This window comes from Paenibacillus sp. LjRoot56 (assembly GCF_964253335.1).
Lineage (GTDB): Bacteria > Bacillota > Bacilli > Paenibacillales > NBRC-103111 > Paenibacillus_E > Paenibacillus_E allorhizoplanae.
This window is the reverse complement of the sequence record NZ_CAXURV020000001.1, coordinates 1,964,809-1,985,031: the sequence shown is the minus strand read 5'-3', so window position 1 is coordinate 1,985,031 and position 20,223 is coordinate 1,964,809. Positions and strand designations below refer to the sequence as shown.

Here is a 20,223-nt window from a genome sequence, read left to right as displayed (position 1 = left end):
AGTACAACATAGATAAAAAGTAAATATTTAAACGGAGGTCAAAAAAACATGAAAAAATTAACAGTACTAAGTTTGTCCATGGTTGTAGCTGCAGGTGCACTTGTTGGCTGCGCGAAAAAGGACGAAACTCCAGCTGCTTCATCAACTGCTAAAGCGACTGCTGCAGCAACAGCGGCGGCAACGGCTACTCCGGCGGCAGCTGCAGGTTTCATTCCTAAAGAACTTAAAGTACAATTCGTACCTTCCCAAAATGCAGAGACACTTGAAGCAAAAGCTAAGCCGCTTGAAAAATTGCTTGGAGATAAACTAGGAATCCCAGTAAAGGTTTCCGTTTCCACAGATTACAACGTTGTTATCGAAGCGATGTCCTCCAAACAAGTTGATGTTGGTTTCTTGCCACCAAGTAACTATGTTGTTGCCCACGATAACCGTAAAGCTGCTGATCTTCTTGTACAAGCACAACGTTTTGGCGTTGATGATGCAACAGGTCAACCAACGAAAGAACTTGTTGATTTCTACAAATCCGAAATTCTTGTTAAAGCCGATTCACCAATTAAATCCGTTGCTGATTTGAAAGGTAAGAAAATGGGCTGGCAAGGTGTTACTTCCGCAGCTGGTTATGTATACCCAGGTCTTGTATTGAAGCAAGCTGGTGTGGATCCAGTGAAAGATGTTACAGGTGTTCAATTCCAAGGACATGACAAAGCGGTTATCGCACTTCTTAACGGCCAAGTTGATGCAGTAGGCGTGTTCCAAGATATCCGTACTAACATGTTGAAAGATTACCCTGAAATCTTCAAACAAACGAAAGTTCTTTCTTTCTCCGACAAAATTCCAAACGATACAATCGCTGTTCGTTCCGATATGGATGCGGCTTGGAAGAAGAAAATTCAAGATGCTTTCATCGCGATCGGCAACGATCCAGAAGGTAAAAAAGTGATCATCGATGTATACACACACCAAGGTTATGTAGCTACGACTGATGATAAATTCAACATCGTTCGTGAAGCTAATAAAGCAATGGGCTTGAAATAATTTCGAAATAATTGTAAATTAAATTACACACGACAGAACAAACCACCGCAGCATGTGTCTAACATCCATGACGCGGTGGTTTTTCCCTTCTAAAATTTACATTCTATACCAGACTTTCCTTGCATATTATGAATGTGGCACGCCCGTCCAAGCTCATCGTTTACTTTCATCTATCAAACGTTTACTAAGTCGGTCGTGTCATAACTCATTGTGGGGTGAAAAACGGGATGTACGAAATGCTGATCATGCGTAAAACAGAAGTGATTATTCGGTGCGGCACCGATGAAGTTCGAGGCGTCATTGCGCAGTATTACCCAGAATTTCAGCTTTTAAAAATAAACAACATTATGATCCCAATCACCTTAATTGAACAAATTGAAATTATAGGGCCGGATGAACCCCTCACGCAAGCTACGCATCGGCTACGTGAGCCTCGTATCCTCCATTTGGTTGCGCAAGGTGGAATCATTTGTAAGTAAAGTGGCTCTTGAAGTAAAAAGGCAGTTCCTGAAGGTTATAACCTTCAGGAACTGCCTTTTTTGTTCGTCTAGCTCATAGGTTATACGATTCGTTTCCGCAGTGTTCCCGAGATATAGTCAATAACCGATACAGTGACGATAATCCCAATTAAGATAATACCTACACGCGGCCACTGCCTTGCATTCAATGCGAAGATTAGCGGTGTCCCGATTCCTCCAGCACCAATGACGCCAAGTAAGGTCGCTGAACGGACATTAATTTCAAAACGGTACAATGTATACGAAATGAAATCTGGTATGACCTGCGGAATGACGGCGAATGACATCCGCTGCCAGAAATTCGCTCCAACGGCTGTCATGGCCTCGGTAGGCCCCATATCCATGTTCTCAATGGCCTCGGCATACAATTTGCCCAACATCCCAACAGAATGCAAGCCAAGAGCCATTACGCCCGCGTAGGCGTTCGGTCCAACTGCTTTAATAAAGATCAAGGCCATAATGATTTCTGGAATCGTACGAACGACGCTTAGGAATAGCTTGCCAGTACCAGAAACAGCACGGTACTTGCTCATATTCGCCGCGGCCCAGAAAGCAAAAGGAAGACAAACGATCGCGGATACGAAGTTACCTAGATAGGAAATCGATAAGGTTTCAAGCAAGGAACGAAGTAAATCTTCGCCTTCTGGGATATAGACATATGCCCAGTCTGGATGGAATAATCCACTGATCATCGCTTTTGTAAGAATCCAAGTGGTTGGTTGGAATCCAGTTAGCTCCAAGCCAGTTAACGCCCATACAAGAAGACCGATCACTGCTACTACGCCAATAATTTTATACGTGTTAGCTTGTGTTTCAGACATCGGTTTGGCACTGCCTTTTAGCAAATACGTACGGAATCGTGTGCTCACTAAATCAATGATGACGACGATCAATAACGTATAAATAACAATGGCACAAGACTGATCATAACGGAACAGATCGAGTGTGTTTTTGAGCAATAAGCCGATACCACCTGCGCCAACCAGACCGAGGATTGCAGATGCACGAATACTCACTTCAAAAGTGTACAAAAAATGGGCCAAGTACGTAGGAGCAACTTGTGGCAGAACCCCAAAGCGGATCAGCTTCAGTTTATTAGCTCCAACTGCTGTCATCGCTTCAAGAGGACCTGGGTCGATCGCTTCCGTTGATTCATAAGAAAGTTTTGAAATAATACCAAAAGTAAAGAAAATTAGAGCTAACGTACCTGCTGTTGGACCAAAGCCTACTAATACGGCAAATAAGGCTGCATAGAGCAAATCAGGAATGGTACGAACAAAATTCATAATAAATCGAGCAGGATAGGACAACCACGGTGACGATGTTACGTTTCGTGCAGCCAACAACGCCATGGGGAACGCGAATAACGCTCCAACAATTGTGCCTAGGATGGACATTTGTATGGTTTGGGCCATCGGCTTCCAAATATCAGCGAAGAATAGCCAATCTGGCGGAAACATTTCTGCGATGAATTTCATGATCTCCGGCGTACCAGTAGCTAATCTTGTCAGCGTCGCATCTGTCTGATAAATGCTGCCGATTAAGAAAAGCACCATGATTGCGATGATCATATAAAACTTGGTGCGCGGAGGCTTTTTGACGGTTGCTACACTCATCCCTCCTGCACCCCCAGCAGCTCATCTTTCTTGATGGCGCGGCCGTAGATCTCGGAGAACACATCATCCGTCGCATCAGCAACAGGTCCATCGTACACGACCTTCCCTGCACGAAGTCCGATAATGCGTGTCGCGTACTCACGTGCCAAATCGATAAAGTGAAGGTTGACGACGGTTGTTATCCCGAGGTCTTTGTTAATCCGTTTCAGGTCATCCATCACTTGACGAGTCGTAAGCGGATCCAATGACGCGACCGGCTCGTCCGCCAAGATGATCTTAGCTTCCTGTGCGAGCGCTCTTGCAATGGAAACACGTTGCTGTTGACCGCCGGACAATTCATCGGCGCGCGAATACGCTTTTTCACGGATATTAACCCGCTCCAGTGCTTTGAGCGAAAGCTCAAGGTCCGCTTTAGGGAACAATCCAAACATCGTGCGAAGTGTGGAATGATAGCCAACGCGACCGGAAAGGACGTTACGAATAACCGTGGATCTTTTGACTAAATTAAAGGTCTGGAAAATCATCCCGATGTCTCTACGCATCCGACGCAACTGTGCGCCATTCGCTTTGGTAATGGATTTCCCATCGATTAGAATCTCACCGCTTGTCGTCTCATGCAGACGATTAATTGAACGTAGCAGTGTGGATTTACCAGCGCCTGATAAACCTACGATTACAACGAACTCCCCGGGGTGTATGGTAAGGTTAATGTCATTTAGGCCAACAGTACCATTTGGATATACCTTTGAAAGATGTTTAAACTCAATCATGATTCGTCCTACTTTCTTTTACACAATTTCAAGTGCTAGACAGACTACTTTCAACGAATAATTGAAAAATCCTTTTTTCTATCATTACCTTTAGAAAAAATTCATATTCCATTGTTCACCATGCACAAAAAATGACCTCATGCGCTTGCGCAGAGGCCCCATCTCTTTTATGGATTGTACTTTGCACCCCAGCGCTCCTCAATCTTCATGCCTCTCCAGACGGCAATCGAAACGATCCACGCGACGACGAACATCCCAACCAGAATAAAGCCTAACGTACCAAAATCAATCTCTTGCAGCCACGTCCAGAACGTGCCTTCCATACTGAATTCCTCGGAAAGCACCTGTCCAAGCTCGATCACACCAATTATTAACGCCGCTACAACCGCAAGTGCGGTAACGGTCAAATTGTAATATAACTTGCGCACTGGCGTATGAAAAGCCCATTTGTACGCTTTCGTCATAAACATACCATCTGCCGTATCGAATAGGCTCATCCCAGCTGCGAACAAGAGAGGCAGCGAAATCACTCCAATGAACGGAATTGCATCCTTCGCCGCATGCGCGGAAATAGCCAGTAAGGCGATTTCACTTGCCGTATCAAAGCCTAAACCGAATAGGAAGCCTAACGGATAAACATGCCAGCTTTTAGTGATGAACGAGAATAACGGTTTAATGAGTCGCGCAATGAACCCACGCGATTCTAACAACTCTTCAAACTCGTCGTTATCGTATTTGCCGCCGCGAAACTTCAGAAACATTTTATAGAGGCTAATAAGGATTAACAGATTGATAATACCAATGATGACCAGGAATAGTCCAGAGACAGAAGCGCCGATCACACCGCCAAAACGCTGCATCCATGGAAGCTCACGAGCTGCCCATTGCACGGAGAAAGCCGTTACAATCGCCATGACGAATACGACTGACGAATGGCCTAATGAAAAGTAAAAACCGACGCCAAGTGGATTTTTCTTCTGTTGTACTAGCTTACGTACCGTATTGTCGATGGCAGCAATATGATCAACATCGAACGCATGACGCATCCCTAACGTGTAAGCCAGTAGTCCGATCCCCCAGAAAGCGGGAGATGTTTTGGCCACGGTATATAAACCGATCAGCCCTAATACGTGTAGAAGGATGATAAAGCCAACGTATCCGGCCCAGCTTTTCCTATCCTCCAGCAAAGATTTCCACATGGTAAATTAACCCCACCTTCCCCATCCGTGTTACGATTTACTAATAATGTAGCACAAGCGTGTGGGAATTGAGAAGTACCGCATCTATTTTTTGTGAAGAATTCTAAATGAGATCTGATATAATAGAAACCGTTCCAATCCTACAGCTATCATTTCTTAGGAAGTCTATTCCATTCTTTTATTTTATTAAGGAGCTGATCCTCTGCATGAGTATGCGAAAATACAAGCTTTTTACGGTGCTGGTGCCCGTCTTTATTATTGGCGGCTTTGAATATATTCGTCATGAATTTTTACTGCGCTATTTGACAATGGAAGCCGGCAATTTCACGATAACAGTAATTACGCTGCTCCTCTCGTATCTCTTCGCTTCCTGGATGTTTACCAGCATGGAACGCAGCAACGAGAAAATCCTGCTCAGTGAAGCCCGCAGAGCGGTCTTCGAAGAGCGTGAGCGTCTGGCTCGGGAGCTGCATGACGATTTGGCGCAGACCCTCTTCTTCTTGAATGTGAAGCTGCGTCAAGGTGACATCGAAGAAGCAAAAGCCGCTGTTTCCGAAATCGACAATTCACTTCGCCAAGCTATTTTCAATCTGAGAACACCGCCAGAAGAAGGTACTTCCTTTGGGCAACGCATTCATACCTACTTAGACAATTGGCGGTTAGTCACAGGCATTGAACTCCAAGAAACCGTGAAAATCACCGAAAACAGCTTCTCACCTAATGAGGAAATCCTCCTTTTCGGCATTATACAAGAGGCTTTCACTAACATCCGCAAGCATTCGATGGCAACAGATGCTACTTTCCATTTGGAAGATGACAACAATCACTGGCGAATGCGCATCACGGACAATGGGTGCGGACTGCAGCCCGATACGAAAGCTAATGCTAAGAGCACGACTTACGGCATCGATCTCATGCAAAAACGAGCTTCCGAGCTTGGGGCTACGCTTGAGCTTCTGAGTGAGAAAGACGCTGGCACGGAACTGATTGTACAAGCTGAAAGAAAGGTGAACAGCTAATGCCCGATCTTATGCCGTTTCGCGTTCTTATTGTTGATGATCATCCCTTAGCACGCAAAGCGATACAAAGCATGCTTGCGCCATGCGCTGATTTCTTCATTGTTGGAGAAGCAAGTACAGGAGAAGATGCCATTCGACTTTGTGGAGAGCTTGCTCCCGATGTCGTCTTGATGGATATCCATATGTCACCGATGGACGGATTACAGGCTACACGGCACATTAAACAAGCCTATGGCGGGATACGCATCGTTATGCTCACCGTTTCGGATGATGTTGCTGATCTCTTCACGGCTTTGCAATTCGGCGCACAAGGGTATTTGCTCAAAAATATGGATCCCGATGAATGGCTCAGCTATCTGCGTGCCCTGCTTGATGATAATTCAGAGGTGGCGCGCGGCATGGCAGACAAACTATTCGGACGTTTCCGTTCTCCGGTTGGCGCGCAAACAGAAGGCCCGAGCCCTCACATGCTGACGTCACGCGAACAAGAAATTACCGCCTATGTCGCACAAGGGGATAATAATCGAGTCATTGCCGAGAAGCTGCTCATCTCCGAGCATACTGTGAAAAATCACATGAAAAATATTCTCGTGAAGCTATCCTTAGAGAATCGCGTGCAGCTCACCGCATTCGCTATTAAACACGGACTGACACGAAAAGGACAAAACTAGTCGAAAAAATAGCCCAGTCGAGTCATACTCTTATGCTTGTCTATCAGGTAAGATGGACAACATGGTAAGAGTTGATATCGAAAGGGGAAATAAATGCCATGTTTAAAAAGTTCATGTTAACCGCAAGCTCGATGATGATCGCATCCTTGCTACTTGTGGGAATTGCTAGTGCTCACGTCACTGTATATCCGAAAGAAGCTACCCAAGGCAGCTATGAAGTTTTCACTGTACGTGTACCTTCGGAGAAGGAAAGTGCGACTACGAAAATCGAAGTCAAATTCCCAGTTGATTCCGTAGCTGTTTCTCGTTTTGAACCTAAAGCAGGTTGGAAGTACGATATCGCCAAAGACGCTGCCGGCAAAATCACTGGCGTTACTTGGACAGCAACGGGTGATGGACTAGGAGCAACTGAATTCGGTGATTTCAGCATGCAGGGTAAAGTCGCTGATACCGCTACGCAAATCATCTGGAAAGCCTACCAAACTTACAAGGACGGCACTGTCGTGGAATGGGTTGGGGCGAATGGCTCGGACAAACCCGCTTCTGTCACTACCGTTAAAGCAAAAGCTGCCGCTGGTGCAACTACGGACAGTCACGGAAATGTAACGGCTGGTACAGCATCTGCTGGGGATAGTTCGGAATCAAATACGTCGCTGTACCTGTCCATTGCTGCTGTTGTGCTTGGCGCGTTAGCGTTAATCGTATCGTTGGTTAGAAAACGTAAATAAAGTGAGTGAAACATCTTCATAAACGAAAGCCCCCAGTGATTACTCTATTTAGAACAGAGTAACTACTGGGGGCTTTTGCGCTCGAGTTAGTCGGTTTCATCGACTAACTACACTCCAATTGCCTCTAACGCGCTCGAGTTAGTCGGTTTCATCGACTAACTCCTCTCCAACTGCCTCTGGTGCGCTCGAGTTAGTCGGTTTCATCGACTAACTACACCCCAATTACCTCTAGCGCGCTCGAGTTAGTCGGTTTCATCGACTAACTCCACCCCAATTACCTCTAGCGCGCTCGAGTTAGTCGGTTTCATCGACTAACTACACTCCAATTATCCAGTGAAGCCGTATTTGTTACTTATCAATCAAAAAGCCTTGAGCGCCCATCTGTGCGAAACAGTGGGAGTGCTCAAGGCTTTTTTTGTCAGATGACCTAATTCCGTTCGTAAATTCGGAAATAGTACTCATACGGATTCTTCTCGTTACGCTCGCCTTGCTCCGACGATACCAAAGTCCAATTGGACAAGTCGAGATCCGACATAAAGGTATCCGCTTCAAACTCATCCTCGATGTAAGTGATGTACATACGATTCACATGGGAGGCAAATAGTTTGAAGATCTCTGCTCCGCCGATGACGAACAACTCCTGGTCACGGAATGCATCAATCGCTTCGTCTTCCGAGTGAATAACTTCGCAGCCTTCAGCCTGGTACGCGGTATTTTGCGTGAGAATGACGTTGCGTCTTCCGGGAAGCGGCTTGCCGATGGACTCGTATGTTTTGCGTCCCATCAGGATGGGGTGCCCCATCGTCACGTTTTTGAAAAATTTCAAATCGCCTGGCAGATGCCAAGGCAGCTTATTATTGACGCCAATGGCGCGGTTACGATCCATGGCAAAAATAAATGAGATACTCATACGGCGAATACTCCTTTCGTTACAGCAAGTTCCTTAGATCGCAATCGGCGCCTTAATGCCCGGCAGCGGTGTGTAATTAAGAAATTCAAAATCATCGAATTGGTATTCGAAGATGGAAGCTGGCTTCCTTTTGATTTGAAGCGTTGGCAGCTCTTGCGGCTCTCTCAGTAATTGTTTATTCACTTGTTCAACATGATTCTGATAAATGTGCACGTCGCCGCCGTTCCAGATCAGATCCCCTACTTCCAGATCACACTGCTGAGCAATCATATGGGTTAACAGGGCATACGACGCCAGATTAAAAGGCAGACCCAAGAACGTGTCCACGGACCTCATTTGAAACATGCATGATAACCGACCGTTCGCTACATAAAATTGAAACGCATAGTGGCAAGGCGGTAACGCCATGTTATCCACTTCCGCAGGGTTCCAAGCGCTGACTAAGTGTCTGCGTGAATCTGGATTCGTCTTGATTTGATGAATCAGCTTCTCAATTTGATCGATAATTTGCCCATTTGGCGCCAGCCATGTACGCCACTGTGCACCGTATACGCGGCCAAGATTTCCATTTTCGTCAGCCCACTCATCCCAGATCGAAACACCATTATCGCGCAAATATTGAACATTCGTGCTGCCGCTTATGAACCACAGCAGCTCATGAACAATGGACTTGATGTGCAGCTTCTTCGTTGTTAAAAGAGGGAACCCTTCGCTCAAGTTGATTCGCATCTGACGTCCAAAAACAGAAATCGTTCCTGTTCCCGTGCGATCTCCCTTTTCGACACCTTGATCTAAGACATCCTTAAGCAATTCTAAATAAGCTTTCATAATTTAATCATTCCCCACATTTTCGACATATCTTCTATTATAACATCATCCAATTCGACAATTCATCTCAAATTCCACCCGTATACAAGAAAACCAGATTTGTTCATAATTAAATATGGATTACCATCTATTTCCAAGGAGTGATATCGTGTCCAAAAGGATCTTATTTCTAACTGGTGATGCTGTTGAAGTATTGGAAGTATACTATCCCTACTACCGTGTACTTGAAGAGGGATACGAGGCCGTCATAGCGTCTCCAACGAAGAAAGTACTTCGTACCGTCGTTCACGATTTCGTAGAAGATTGGGAAACGTACACCGAGAAACCAGGACATCTTCTTCCCTCCCACGTCGCTTTCGCCGATGTTGATCCTAGCCAGTTCGATGGGCTCATCATTCCTGGCGGCAGAGCTCCCGAATACATTCGTTCGAGTGAAGATGTGCCACGCATCCTTCGTCATTTCCTTGAAGCGGATAAGCCAATTGGTGCCATCTGCCATGGTGCACAAGTATTCGCCGCTCTGAAAGACAGATCCCTCTTCGAGGGGCGCACATTAACGGCGTATAACGCATGTCGCTTGGATGTTGAAGCACTTGGCGCAACCTATACAACCGATACGCTTCATGTCGATGGGAAGCTCGTCAGCGGTCATGCATGGCCGGATTTACCAGGCTTTATGCGGGAGTTTTTGAAATTATTGGCCTAATCAGATTACATAGATTATAAAAGAAACGGGACTGTCTCCTAAGTAGTCTACACTACTCGTGGGACAGTCCCATTTCCTTATTCCGCCACCATCCGATTGGTCAGTGCTCCGAGTTTCTCAATCTCAATTGTCACGATATCCCCATCTTTCAAATATACCTGCCTGTCTGGCGGATACCCTAACACAACCCCCTCAGGTGTCCCTGTTAAAATGATATCTCCCGGCATTAACGTCATATGCTGTGAAATGTAGCTGACGATTTCATCGCAATAGAAGATCATATCCGATGTATTCGAATGCTGCCTTACCTCTCCATTTACAACCGTTTTAATCTCAAGATCGTTCGGGTTGCCAATTTCATCAGCTGTCACAATATAGGGACCGATAGGCGCAAATTGATCACACGATTTCCCCAATAGCCATTGCTGCGTCCTTACCTGTAAATCGCGGGCAGACAAATCATTCGCATTACAGTACCCAAAGACGTGAGAAAGTGCTTGTTCCTTCGAAATATATTTCGCTGTTTTACCAATGACAATGGCTAATTCCGCTTCATAATCCACTTTCTCCGAAACCTTAGGTAACGAAATGTCCTCCCCATGACTCGCTAAGGCGTTATTGAACTTGTTGAACAGAATAGGAAATTGCGGGATTTGTGCATTCGTTTCCTCCGCATGTCTGCGATAATTAAGTCCCACGCATATGATTTTATTCGGATACGTAACGCATGGTCCAAGGGTTAATGTAGATTCATCCAATAGATAAGCGGTTTGATCTGCATCCGAAACAAGAACCCATTCTATAAATGAAAGTAGATGGTTCAAAGCCTCGGCACCGCCATAAATAACCTCATGGATGGTTGTCGGAATTGCTTTCTCTTCCGTAACTGCGGAGAGTGCCGCCACAACATCGACCACACCTTGCTCTATTTTGACACCTAATCGGTAGTCACCTTTATGAAGAAACGAAAGGAATTTCATGTGCCGTATACTCCTATCATTAGATTATTGATTAACAAGTTCCTTCAACACGGACTCGATGATCGTAAGTGTTGTATCGACGTCCTCATCGGTATGAGAATAACTAATATGATTGCGTTTAATGTTCATCGGCATTTTGAAGATGCCCTTCTCGATCAACTTCTTACGATAGGTTACGTACAGCTCTGTATCATTTTGCTGCAAATCCGAGTAGTTCTTCGGCTCGCTATTCATAAAATATGTCGTCCATACGGAACCGAAACCTGCCACATAAGCCTCGATGCCAAGTCGTTCATGAATGCCACGTATGCCCGAACGCATCTTCTCGCCCAACCGGAAAATATGCTCATGTACGGGTTCGTTCTCCATCAGTTCAAGTGTTGCAATCGAAGCGGCCGTCCCTACGGCATGCCCGTTATAAGTGCCTGCAAACCACACATCCCCACCTGGGTAAGTATTGAAACGCTGCATATATTCACGCTTACCCGCTACAGCGGCGATTGGATAACCATTCGCCATCGCTTTACCCATCGTTGTCAAATCGGGGGTAACGCCAGCAACCTTCTGATAGCCGCCAATATCATGGCGGAAGCCCGTAATCACTTCATCAAAGATGAGCAGTGCACCATGTGCCGTGCAAAGCTCACGAAGCCCTTCCAAGAAGCCAGGCTGCGGCATTACGCAACCGATATTATGAGGAATCGGCTCGACAATCAACGATGCGATTTGCCCTTTATTTTCACGGAAGGTCCTCTCAACATCATCCAGATCATTAAACGTACAGACCAAGGTATTATCGATGGCTTCATCTAACATACCAGCAGAGCCCGGATCCCTTTTGCCAATCATATCCCAAGAACTAAGCATGTTACGAGCAACATAATCGTGCCAGCCATGATAGCAGCCTTGAAATTTGATCAGCTTGTTACGTCCTGTAATCGCACGGGTTAAACGAATCGCATGGTAGGTGGCTTCAGATCCTGAATTACAAAAAAGCACTTGCTCTGACGAAGGGACGTGCGTACAAATTTTGCGAGCTAATTCTACTTCTAGATCTGTACAGCCGACGCCGTACAAATCCGTTCGCTCAATTGCTTCAATCACTTTACGATTGACGTAAGGATGGCTGTGACCCAAAATAATCGGGCCAAATGCACCTTGATAATCGATGTATTTCTTGCCATCTGCATCATAAATATAAGCGCCCTCACCTTTCGTAAACACCTTCATAGGATTCACGTTACGAATGGACGTATGTACCCCGCCTGGCGAGTATAATTTCGATTCCTCATACAGCTCAATATTCTTTGACATCTCTCATACCTCCTGAAAATGAATTATTATAGGGATGCGGTCAGGCCGAGTATCTCTGGTGTGTTGCGATGAATGATGTCTTCGATGATCTGCTCTGGAATGTGCGGCATCTTCGTGCCTTCGACCAAGTGATTAATATTCCGAAAGGAGTCAATGGTTTGTTGTGTAGTGAAGAAAGGATAATCGGAGCCGAATAAAATCTTATGTGTGACCCCATACTCCATGGCTGAAACGAGTGCGTTATAGAACTGCCATGGTCGTGAACCTAATGCCGATAAATCCATATACATATTGGCATTTTTGCGAACTACGGCAATACATTCATCCACCCAAGGATGACCCATATGTGCAATAACCATTTTCAGATTAGGAAATGCACGGGCTATCGGATCCAATGCTGCTGGCCTGGACGCATCGAGGTATCCTTCGGGTACAAAAGAGGTGCCTTGATGCCACATAATGGGCAATCCCAATTCATCCGCTTTGGCATACAACTCAAAATGACGTTGTTCACCAGGATAAAAATTCTGATAGATCGGACCTAGTTTAAGTCCGCTAAGGTCATATTCCTTGATAGCCTCTTCTAGCAGCCGATCCGCAGCTGGCCTGTTTGGGTCGATGCTTGCAAAGCCGAATAATCGTCCACGATGCTTAGCTACATACTCAGCAACAACCTGATTAGGTACTTGGATGCCGGTAGCAGGAGCGTCAAAAGCAAGCACGATAGCCCCATCAAAAGAATGAATATTTTCTTCGTGCATCTCTGGAGTTGCAAGGATGTCCATATGCTCACCCCAACTGCGTTTTACCGCAGCTAGGAAAGGGCCATTAGTTTGACCAGGAAGAAATAAATGCGTATGACAATCAAAAATCATCTTCTGCACCACCTTTTAGCTAACATGTAGTCAGTCAAAAATGCGTTAATGCCGTTTTTATGGCATCGGAAAGAGACCGTACTCCATCCGGCAATAGCCCTATCGAGTCGATCTGTTTCATTGCTATATTTTTAAGGGAATTATTTATCGTTTATTGGCCTCATCCATACGGGAATCCTTACGTGACTGCAGGGAAGGGTGTGTCTCATCTTCCTCCATGAAGCCCTTGGTTCCTTTCTTGAACTCCCTTAAGGTCTTGCCAAACGCACGACCTAATTCAGGCAGCTTCTTGGGACCGAACAATACCAGTGCAGTTATAATTAGTAACATAATAGTTGAAGCACTAAAATGCGGCACATAACTCACTCCTTCTGGTTAGACAACTTTTGAACGACAACGTTCGTGATTGGATGCTGTTCTCACACAGAACTAACAGTAAGACGCTCTTCGATATGAGAACACAGTACCTCTTCTGTTTCCAAGCCAGCCCAATACATTTTGAGTTCTTGGTTTATTTCCAATAGCTCTCTTGCACTAATAGCTAAATCCGTGAAATATCGAAAACCAGGTATCGTCTCGCGAAATAGTGAAAATCTGGACGGCAGATAGCGTTTCTCTTCCCCGACCCACTCTGCGGCAGATTTTCTGGCGGGAAGACTGTACGTGTGCTGACGAACGAAAAGTTGGGCCTTATAGCTAGTTAGATATTCCACTAACTTGACCGCCGCGTCCTTCACTTGTGACTTCCGATTAACAGCAAGTCCCGTGTTAAGCAGCATCGTCATCGGCGTACCAAAATGCGGTACAGGGGCAATGTCAAAGGACAGCCTCTCACCGAGTAAGTAATTTAAGTAGAAGTAACTGGTCATGATGATCGATGCTTTGCCTTTGGCTAAGAGCAGCTCGGATTCACCCGTTGTAATGCCTTCTGATAAAGAAGGAATACTGTGCTTCATCTCACCACAATAGCGAAGCGCATCCATCATAGCTGTACCAGCAAGTTTAAGTCTGCCATCTTCATGACGCTCGAACTTTCCGCCTGTCTGCAACAGAAGCAGTGGCCAACGATTTGGCGAATACAAGTCACAGTGAAAACCGAGGCGTTCATTTGGAATTGCCAGTTTTGACGAATAGGTGATCAGATCCTTCCACTGCCAGCTGCTATCCGGCTCCGGCAAGTTCGCCTCATGGAAATGTTCCCGGTTATAACAAAGAATAAGCGGTGAATAAATAAAAGGTTGCACGAGCTGTCGACCATCTGCCACAAAAGCATCCGATAAGAATGAATACAGTTCTGGATTCCGTTCCGTCGGCTCCAGCATACCTTCTTCACCCGTTTCCACACATTCCTGAAAATCCTTAAAGTTCATCATGACCACGTCGAGAAGACCGCTGGACAAGTACTCACTGATATAACTGTAATTATTGCTTGAGGTAGGTACAGCTTGCACCCGAATATGCGGGTTTTCTTTTTGAAAACTGGATAGCAGCCTATGGATATCCGCCTCATCCGTAACGGAACTATGGAAGCCAAGCTTCACTGTGACGAAAGCGCCTTCAGGAGCACCGACAACTTTTGTACCAACACGAGGAATTTTCTCAATAAGTCCCTCTGCAACCAGAACGTCCAGCCCTTTTCGTACCGATTGATTACTTAAATTGTATTCCGCGGCGAATGTTTTCTCGGAAGGTAAATATTCCCCTACCGGCCGCTTTCCTGTCAAAATATCTTCTCTCAATGTGTTGACGAGTTCGCTCAGGCGCGTGCGAGATGAGCTGCGAGTTGTCCGTTTTTCCATCTATAAACCTCATTTCCATCCGATACACTGACAAGATCAGGAAACATGGGCACATCCTGTATCTGCATTGTTATTTGTATTATAGCAACGACCCACCATCACATGTCAATGTACATCAGGTTTCACAACATAACGTTACCGGATATGCGATGAAACCCTTCAATCCTTTAATTCTGACTATTTTTCTTATGCCTACTATCAAGAAATCGATAAATTGCCTACACTATGTTTCACCTTATCACTTTCTGCTGGAAGTGCAGTCCGATTGACGCCTTCTTCCACGCAAGAAGTCATGAAGAAGTAGGTACCGTTGCCAAATGCGCCAGCAGATACTTCATACTTCCCTCCAGTAAATTGAGAGCCGATCGCTTTCAATTTATTCATTCCACCTTGAATGGAGAAATGTGCTGTACTAGCATCCGAGGCCATACTCGTACAGTTTCCGAAATTCCAAGTAACGACATTCGTTGCATCTACACTTTTCAAAAACGCCTTCTCACCATTTACTCCGCTGAATATCGCACTGCCGTCAATGGTGATCCATTGGTCAGGCTTATTCTTCGGATTGTTGACGTCCCCCACTTTATCCCAAGCACCCGTGAGCAAGAAGCAGCAATCCACGAGACCACCACCTTGCATGATGATTTCACGCGTACCCACCTTCACAGTACCTCCTACCTGAGGGAGGCCTTTGAACCACGTATTAATGAGAGTAAGTTTATTAATGCTTCCGAGCGTGACCTCTTCAATGTTGTAGAATTCGCTGTTCAAGATCGTCAGTTCCCCATTACTCGGCGTGTACCCCACTTGAGTAGTCCCACTACGGATCGGACGAGCGATTTCGTAGCCCTTCAGCATGCCGAAGGAGCAGCTATCGATGATGTTTTTCCTTTTGGCACGCGAGGAGCCTTTGGATATCGTCACCATCTCTTGTGCTGTGCAGCCTCTCATTTGCAAGCCGTCCATATTCACCCAGAATGAGCCCGAATTAGCCATTTTCACCCCAGGTTTGGTGTACGTAACGACGGCATGGCAATCCTCAAGTGTCAAGTCCGTTAACCGCTTGCTCGCGACAATTCGCGATGCGATATGCTTCTTGACGGTCACACGCTTCGCGCTGTCCCCCCAGGTCGTGCCGCTGTTTGCAAATGACAAAAGACCTGAGTTGTTGATGTAAGTCAGATCATGTTCGTATTGACCGTGCGTAACGAACGGACCATACTCATCGCCATCACCGTGACAGTTCTCAACCATACAATAAGCTGCACAGGTAAAATCATTCAAGTGACGTGCATTGCTCGTATTGCAATCTCGGATATGCCCATACAACACGTTGATCTGCTGTGTCAAATAGCCAGTTCCGCCCCAATCGCGTTCTTCGGGGTTCATCAATTGGCAGCGTTCTGTCACATAATGCGTATTGTATCTCCGCATAACGACAGGCCAGAATACTTTGCTAGCCTTGATACCCGATGCATCGCATTCTACAGCGAATTCATAAGCGACCGGATTCGAACCAATCTGATCCCATGTCGGAAAAGGCCTGAGACTAGTGCCGTTAGGCGGCACAGGTATGCCGATAAAACTCATGTTGCGCACATGGCAGCGGAAAGCTGGGTTGATTTTTTTGTAAGTAATCGGACGTCCCTTGGCCAGCAGCCAGCCGAGCTTATAGTTGAATCTGACGTGAGTAGCATCGAAAATTTCCGTTACTTTGATGAGGTAATCGAGCTCACGCTGGGCACCGCCAGCCGCGTTATTCTTAATCTGTGCGTGCCACCAGCTATCGACCTCAAAGATTGACGAATCAGCCACCTCGAATATATCTGAATATTCAGATATATCTTCTGTCAGCGTAACTGTTTGCGCCACACCAGTTACGACACCTTGGAAAAACATGACCGCTCCGAACGGGTTGTCTAACGTATTTAGTTCGATTCCTTCGGTCGTGACCGTGTGGCCATGGAAATCAATTTCGATGTCGCTGCGGTGATACACATGACGCTTCACGAAATTGAGATCTGAGTGTGCTTCGACACGGTGGATTGAAAGATCGTTGATCAGTGCGTCCAGCGCATCATCCGCATTTCGACTCGTATCGAAAATACCAAACCACCGGAAATCACCCACACCATGATGTACGACTTCAAAGCAACCTCCTCCTTTGGGAGGTTTGTTTCCCTTGCCTGCATCATTCGACTCGCGTCCATTGCCGCCATTCGTCGGCCTATGCACGGTACCGCCATTGTCAGCCTTGGTACTGTCCGCTACAAAGCGAACCAACTTACCGCCTCCGTCACCGTTCTTATTGTAACCGCCAACGAACACATGCTGGCCATCCTTCAACTGCCCTGGCGGGAGAGACTTTAGTTCAGCCACATTGTTAACTTGCTGTACGCGATCGCCATCCTTACTGTCCTTATCGTCTTGGCCATCTTTGTCGTTCGACGACCCGTTATCCGCCGAGGCGAATCGTGGGCCTAAAACACTGCCAGCCAACATGACGCCGCCAAGCCCTATCGTAGCCAAAACTTTACGTCTACTGATGGCCTCATTTGACTTACTGTTCGTTTGATTCTCCTCGTTGCTTACGTTCGTCGCATTCGATTTTCTCTTCTTGTCATCTAGGAAGAACATCGTTGAACAACTCCTCTTCGTAAGGGGGATAGGTAAGACAACTATTTACATCACTACTTGCGAAGCTCAGGCGGCAGTAAGAAGTCGAAATCGCAGCCCTCATCCGCTTGCAGCACACGTTCCAGGAACAGGAGACCATACCCTCGATCATAGGCAGGTGGAGGAGCCTCCCACTTTGTTTTGCGTTCTCGAAGAGTTTCTTCATCTACATGTAACTCCAGCTTGCGCATGTCGATGTCGAGCTCGATCTCATCGCCGTTCTGCACGAGCCCCAGAGGTCCACCAATGGCTGCTTCAGGAGCAACATGCACAATCAAAGTGCCGTACGAAGTGCCGCTGATGCGGGCATCCGAAATGCGTACCATGTCGCGCACCCCTTGCATGAGCAGCTTCTTCGGAATCGGGATTTGCCCGATTTCCGGCATCGCCGGCGCGCCTTTCGGTCCCGCATTTTTCAACACGAGGACACTGTTCTCATCGACGTCCAAATTTGGATCGTCAATCCTTGCATTCAGATCGGACGGCGATTCGAAGACGACGGCGCGTCCACGGTGCTTTTTGAGATGCGGTGAAACGGCTGTTTGCTTGATCAGCGCCCCGTTCGGAGAGAGGTTTCCGCGCAGCACAGCAATACCGCCTTGCGGAGCAATAGGCTGCTCAAGCGGATAGATCAGCTCGCGGTCAGTGACCTTCACACCTCGCAGGTTCTCGCTAACGGTTTGACCCGTAACGGTCAAACAATTGCCATTCAGCAGCGGTTCAATCTCCTTCATCAGGGACGGTACACCGCCTGCTTCGAAGAACTCTTCCATCTGATATTTGCCGGATGGGCGAACGTTCAGGATAAACGGCGTCGTTGCGCTAATTTCATCGAACCTTTCAAGCGGTAACCGGTAGCCTAGTCGTCCAGCAATAGCTACCAGATGGATGATAGCGTTGGTTGAACCTGCACATGCCATCGTAACTCGAATCGCATTATCCAGTGATTCCTTTGTAATAATGTCACGAGGCCGGATGTTGCGTCGGACGAGCTCCACGATCTGCTTACCCGTCTGCTCCGACATATGGCGCCGCCTGGAATCTGGGGCAGGAATAGCCGCACAGCCAGGGAGTGCCATACCAAGCGCTTCGGCAATCGCCGCCATCGTGCTAGCTGTCCCCATTACCATGCAGTGACCATCACTGCGGCAAATGGCATTCTCGGCAATGGTGAGCTGCTCGTCTGAGATATTGCCCGCTTTGTGCTCAAGCGTAAACTGATAACAATCGGTACAGGCGCCTAGCGTCTGGCCGTTTAATTTGCCGTTCAGCATCGGTCCGCCGGTAAGGACAATCGCTGGAATATTCGCACTCACAGCAGCCATCAGCTGCGCAGGCACTGTCTTGTCACAGCCGCCAAGGAGCACGACACCATCGATTGGATGCGCTTTGACCATTTCTTCTGTATCCATCGCCATCAGGTTTCGAAGCAACATCGTCGTCGGCTTCACATAGGGCTCCCCGATCGAAATAGTCGGAAATTCCATTGGCAGACCACCGGCTTGCCAGACACCACGCTTCACATAGTCCGTCAATTCCCTAAAGTGAGAGTGACATTTATTCAATTCGCTGAACGTGTTGCAAATGCCGATGACCGGCTTTTTCAAATCATCATCTGTGTAGCCCATGGATTTCGTAAATGAACGGTGGATAAACCCCCAAAGCCCTGTGTCGTTAAAATATTTGTCACTTCGAAGTTTATCTTCCTCATTTACCCCATGATTGTTGTCCTCATCTGCCATGTTAGTAAGTCCTCCTTGCACGCAATCCTGATGTATGGTTACAAAAGTTTACAAATCACAAGCATTGGCGAGATGACCTCCGTCCACAACCAGTGTCGTGCCCGTTATGTAGGATGCTTCGTCTGATGCCAAGAATAGAAATGCGTTCGCCACTTCTTCAATGGTACCGAGCCTGCGCATCGGGGTTCGTTCTGTCAATGAAAGTGTGACTTCCGATCTCTCTTTCAGCTCGCGATCGAGCGGTGTATCGATGAAGCCAGGCGCAACGCTATTAACACGAATGTTATTCTGAGCCAAATCAACAGCCATCGACTGCGTTAGCAAAACAACGCCGCCTTTGGATGCATTGTAATGAGCCAATACGGCACTTCCAGCTAAGCCATTTTTCGAGGCCATGTTGACGATCGAACCGTGAATCCCACTTGCAATCATCCACTTTGCCACCCATTGGCTCAGTTGGAACGCCGCAGTCAAATTTATGTTGATCACCTGCTGCCATCGAGAGAGCGGAATGTCGATGAACGATTCCCGTGTTGCAATGCCAGCGTTATTGACCAAAATGTCGATGCCATCCCAGTAAGCCCACGCTTTTTCAGCAGCCTGGTCCACTTGCTCGGGCACACTCAAGTCACAGACGACGGTTGCAACATGAGCCGTTTGCCCCTTATCTATTGCTCGCTTCCGGATTGTGTCTGCAGATGCTTCCAGCTGATCCGCCTTGTAATCAAGCAATACGACACTTGCCCCTTCTTGCACAAATTTATCTGCAATGCCTTGGCCAATGCCTCTGGCACTACCTGTAATCAATGCCCGTTTTCCTTGCAATCGCACGCGGGA

The 20,223-nt window shown here is 46.7% G+C and carries 19 protein-coding genes; 6 read left to right on the top strand and 13 right to left on the bottom strand.

From position 1 onward, the window contains the following. The first annotated feature begins 48 nt into the window (after nucleotides 1–48). On the top strand, nucleotides 49–1,035 hold the full coding sequence (locus ACSQ8O_RS08865; protein WP_056609341.1) for a phosphate/phosphite/phosphonate ABC transporter substrate-binding protein: 987 nt from the start codon (nucleotides 49–51) through the stop codon (nucleotides 1,033–1,035). Between the two features lie 227 nt (nucleotides 1,036–1,262). Then, a complete protein-coding gene (locus ACSQ8O_RS08860; protein WP_436241268.1) occupies nucleotides 1,263–1,514 on the top strand; it encodes a hypothetical protein in 252 nt (83 codons plus the stop codon). An 80-nt stretch (nucleotides 1,515–1,594) separates the two neighbouring features. Here ACSQ8O_RS08860 and phnE read toward each other — a convergent pair whose 3' ends face one another. The 3 genes from phnE to ACSQ8O_RS08845 all read right to left on the bottom strand — a co-directional run bounded on the left by phnE (nucleotide 1,595) and on the right by ACSQ8O_RS08845 (nucleotide 5,138). After that, on the bottom strand, nucleotides 1,595–3,169 hold the full coding sequence (phnE, locus tag ACSQ8O_RS08855) for a phosphonate ABC transporter, permease protein PhnE (protein ID WP_082595210.1): 1,575 nt from the start codon (nucleotides 3,167–3,169) through the stop codon (nucleotides 1,595–1,597). Then, the gene (gene phnC, locus ACSQ8O_RS08850) at nucleotides 3,166–3,939 is read right to left on the bottom strand and encodes a phosphonate ABC transporter ATP-binding protein (RefSeq protein WP_056609336.1); all 774 of its coding nucleotides are present in this window, start codon (nucleotides 3,937–3,939) and stop codon (nucleotides 3,166–3,168) included. Before phnC ends, phnE begins: the two co-directional genes overlap by 4 nt. Nucleotides 3,940–4,106: 167 nt before the next feature. Further along, on the bottom strand, nucleotides 4,107–5,138 hold the full coding sequence (locus ACSQ8O_RS08845; protein WP_056609334.1) for a HoxN/HupN/NixA family nickel/cobalt transporter: 1,032 nt from the start codon (nucleotides 5,136–5,138) through the stop codon (nucleotides 4,107–4,109). Nucleotides 5,139–5,344: 206 nt separating this feature from the next. Here ACSQ8O_RS08845 and ACSQ8O_RS08840 point away from each other — a divergent pair, with 206 nt between their 5' ends. The 3 genes from ACSQ8O_RS08840 (at nucleotide 5,345) to ACSQ8O_RS08830 (ending at nucleotide 7,556) form a co-directional block, all read left to right on the top strand. Continuing rightward, on the top strand, nucleotides 5,345–6,157 hold the full coding sequence (locus tag ACSQ8O_RS08840) for a sensor histidine kinase (protein WP_436241267.1): 813 nt from the start codon (nucleotides 5,345–5,347) through the stop codon (nucleotides 6,155–6,157). Continuing rightward, complete coding sequence (locus ACSQ8O_RS08835; RefSeq protein ID WP_436241266.1) at nucleotides 6,157–6,828, top strand: response regulator; 672 nt, start codon at nucleotides 6,157–6,159, stop codon at nucleotides 6,826–6,828. Before ACSQ8O_RS08840 ends, ACSQ8O_RS08835 begins: the two co-directional genes overlap by 1 nt. A 98-nt stretch (nucleotides 6,829–6,926) precedes the next feature. After that, on the top strand, nucleotides 6,927–7,556 hold the full coding sequence (locus ACSQ8O_RS08830) for a YcnI family copper-binding membrane protein (protein ID WP_436241265.1): 630 nt from the start codon (nucleotides 6,927–6,929) through the stop codon (nucleotides 7,554–7,556). Nucleotides 7,557–7,983: 427 nt separating this feature from the next. Here the strand turns inward: ACSQ8O_RS08830 and ACSQ8O_RS08825 are convergent, their stop codons facing one another. Together ACSQ8O_RS08825 and thyA are read right to left on the bottom strand one after the other, a co-directional pair. Next, on the bottom strand, nucleotides 7,984–8,466 hold the full coding sequence (locus ACSQ8O_RS08825) for a dihydrofolate reductase (protein WP_436241263.1): 483 nt from the start codon (nucleotides 8,464–8,466) through the stop codon (nucleotides 7,984–7,986). Between the two features lie 33 nt (nucleotides 8,467–8,499). Next, nucleotides 8,500–9,294 carry a thymidylate synthase gene (thyA, locus tag ACSQ8O_RS08820; protein WP_056609324.1) on the bottom strand — a complete coding sequence of 265 codons (795 nt, stop codon included), beginning with the start codon at nucleotides 9,292–9,294 and terminating at the stop codon, nucleotides 8,500–8,502. Between the two features lie 148 nt (nucleotides 9,295–9,442). Here thyA and ACSQ8O_RS08815 point away from each other — a divergent pair, with 148 nt between their 5' ends. Continuing rightward, a complete protein-coding gene (locus ACSQ8O_RS08815) occupies nucleotides 9,443–10,000 on the top strand; it encodes a DJ-1/PfpI family protein (protein ID WP_056609321.1) in 558 nt (185 codons plus the stop codon). Nucleotides 10,001–10,077: 77 nt separating this feature from the next. On the opposite strand, the gene ACSQ8O_RS08810 is transcribed toward ACSQ8O_RS08815, so the two are convergent. The 8 genes from ACSQ8O_RS08810 to ACSQ8O_RS08775 form a co-directional block, all read right to left on the bottom strand. Beyond that, a complete protein-coding gene (locus ACSQ8O_RS08810) occupies nucleotides 10,078–10,980 on the bottom strand; it encodes a fumarylacetoacetate hydrolase family protein (RefSeq protein ID WP_436241262.1) in 903 nt (300 codons plus the stop codon). Between the two features lie 24 nt (nucleotides 10,981–11,004). After that, nucleotides 11,005–12,294, bottom strand: coding sequence for an aspartate aminotransferase family protein (locus tag ACSQ8O_RS08805; protein ID WP_436241261.1), 1,290 nt, complete (start codon nucleotides 12,292–12,294; stop codon nucleotides 11,005–11,007). Between the two features lie 26 nt (nucleotides 12,295–12,320). After that, nucleotides 12,321–13,169: an amidohydrolase family protein gene (locus ACSQ8O_RS08800; RefSeq protein ID WP_436241260.1), complete on the bottom strand. Its 849-nt coding sequence runs from the start codon at nucleotides 13,167–13,169 to the stop codon at nucleotides 12,321–12,323. A gap of 144 nt (nucleotides 13,170–13,313) precedes the next feature. Further along, nucleotides 13,314–13,499 (bottom strand): twin-arginine translocase TatA/TatE family subunit, encoded by a 186-nt coding sequence (locus ACSQ8O_RS08795; protein WP_436241259.1) that lies wholly within the window; start codon nucleotides 13,497–13,499, stop codon nucleotides 13,314–13,316. A gap of 89 nt (nucleotides 13,500–13,588) precedes the next feature. After that, the gene (locus ACSQ8O_RS08790) at nucleotides 13,589–14,968 is read right to left on the bottom strand and encodes an extracellular solute-binding protein (RefSeq protein ID WP_436241258.1); all 1,380 of its coding nucleotides are present in this window, start codon (nucleotides 14,966–14,968) and stop codon (nucleotides 13,589–13,591) included. 198 nt (nucleotides 14,969–15,166) lie between these two features. Continuing rightward, nucleotides 15,167–17,605, bottom strand: coding sequence for a hypothetical protein (locus tag ACSQ8O_RS08785; RefSeq protein WP_436241257.1), 2,439 nt, complete (start codon nucleotides 17,603–17,605; stop codon nucleotides 15,167–15,169). 53 nt (nucleotides 17,606–17,658) lie between these two features. Beyond that, nucleotides 17,659–19,386, bottom strand: coding sequence for an IlvD/Edd family dehydratase (locus ACSQ8O_RS08780; protein ID WP_436241256.1), 1,728 nt, complete (start codon nucleotides 19,384–19,386; stop codon nucleotides 17,659–17,661). A 48-nt stretch (nucleotides 19,387–19,434) separates the two neighbouring features. Next, complete coding sequence (locus tag ACSQ8O_RS08775; protein ID WP_436241255.1) at nucleotides 19,435–20,217, bottom strand: SDR family NAD(P)-dependent oxidoreductase; 783 nt, start codon at nucleotides 20,215–20,217, stop codon at nucleotides 19,435–19,437. Nucleotides 20,218–20,223: the final 6 nt, after the last annotated feature.

Excerpts from the sequence above, each read along its gene's own strand:
- ACSQ8O_RS08865 (WP_056609341.1), top strand. The coding sequence starts at position 49 with ATGAAAAAATTAACAGTACTAAGTTTGTCCATGGTTGTAGCTGCAGGT.
- ACSQ8O_RS08860 (WP_436241268.1), top strand. The coding sequence starts at position 1,263 with ATGTACGAAATGCTGATCATGCGTAAAACAGAAGTGATTATTCGGTGC.
- phnE (WP_082595210.1), bottom strand. The coding sequence starts at position 3,169 with ATGAGTGTAGCAACCGTCAAAAAGCCTCCGCGCACCAAGTTTTATATG.
- phnC (WP_056609336.1), bottom strand. The coding sequence starts at position 3,939 with ATGATTGAGTTTAAACATCTTTCAAAGGTATATCCAAATGGTACTGTT.
- ACSQ8O_RS08845 (WP_056609334.1), bottom strand. The coding sequence starts at position 5,138 with ATGTGGAAATCTTTGCTGGAGGATAGGAAAAGCTGGGCCGGATACGTT.
- ACSQ8O_RS08840 (WP_436241267.1), top strand. The coding sequence starts at position 5,345 with ATGAGTATGCGAAAATACAAGCTTTTTACGGTGCTGGTGCCCGTCTTT.
- ACSQ8O_RS08835 (WP_436241266.1), top strand. The coding sequence starts at position 6,157 with ATGCCCGATCTTATGCCGTTTCGCGTTCTTATTGTTGATGATCATCCC.
- ACSQ8O_RS08830 (WP_436241265.1), top strand. The coding sequence starts at position 6,927 with ATGTTTAAAAAGTTCATGTTAACCGCAAGCTCGATGATGATCGCATCC.
- ACSQ8O_RS08825 (WP_436241263.1), bottom strand. The coding sequence starts at position 8,466 with ATGAGTATCTCATTTATTTTTGCCATGGATCGTAACCGCGCCATTGGC.
- thyA (WP_056609324.1), bottom strand. The coding sequence starts at position 9,294 with ATGAAAGCTTATTTAGAATTGCTTAAGGATGTCTTAGATCAAGGTGTC.
- ACSQ8O_RS08810 (WP_436241262.1), bottom strand. The coding sequence starts at position 10,980 with ATGAAATTCCTTTCGTTTCTTCATAAAGGTGACTACCGATTAGGTGTC.
- ACSQ8O_RS08805 (WP_436241261.1), bottom strand. The coding sequence starts at position 12,294 with ATGTCAAAGAATATTGAGCTGTATGAGGAATCGAAATTATACTCGCCA.
- ACSQ8O_RS08800 (WP_436241260.1), bottom strand. The coding sequence starts at position 13,169 with ATGATTTTTGATTGTCATACGCATTTATTTCTTCCTGGTCAAACTAAT.
- ACSQ8O_RS08795 (WP_436241259.1), bottom strand. The coding sequence starts at position 13,499 with ATGTTACTAATTATAACTGCACTGGTATTGTTCGGTCCCAAGAAGCTG.
- ACSQ8O_RS08790 (WP_436241258.1), bottom strand. The coding sequence starts at position 14,968 with ATGGAAAAACGGACAACTCGCAGCTCATCTCGCACGCGCCTGAGCGAA.
- ACSQ8O_RS08785 (WP_436241257.1), bottom strand. The coding sequence starts at position 17,605 with ATGTTCTTCCTAGATGACAAGAAGAGAAAATCGAATGCGACGAACGTA.
- ACSQ8O_RS08780 (WP_436241256.1), bottom strand. The coding sequence starts at position 19,386 with ATGGCAGATGAGGACAACAATCATGGGGTAAATGAGGAAGATAAACTT.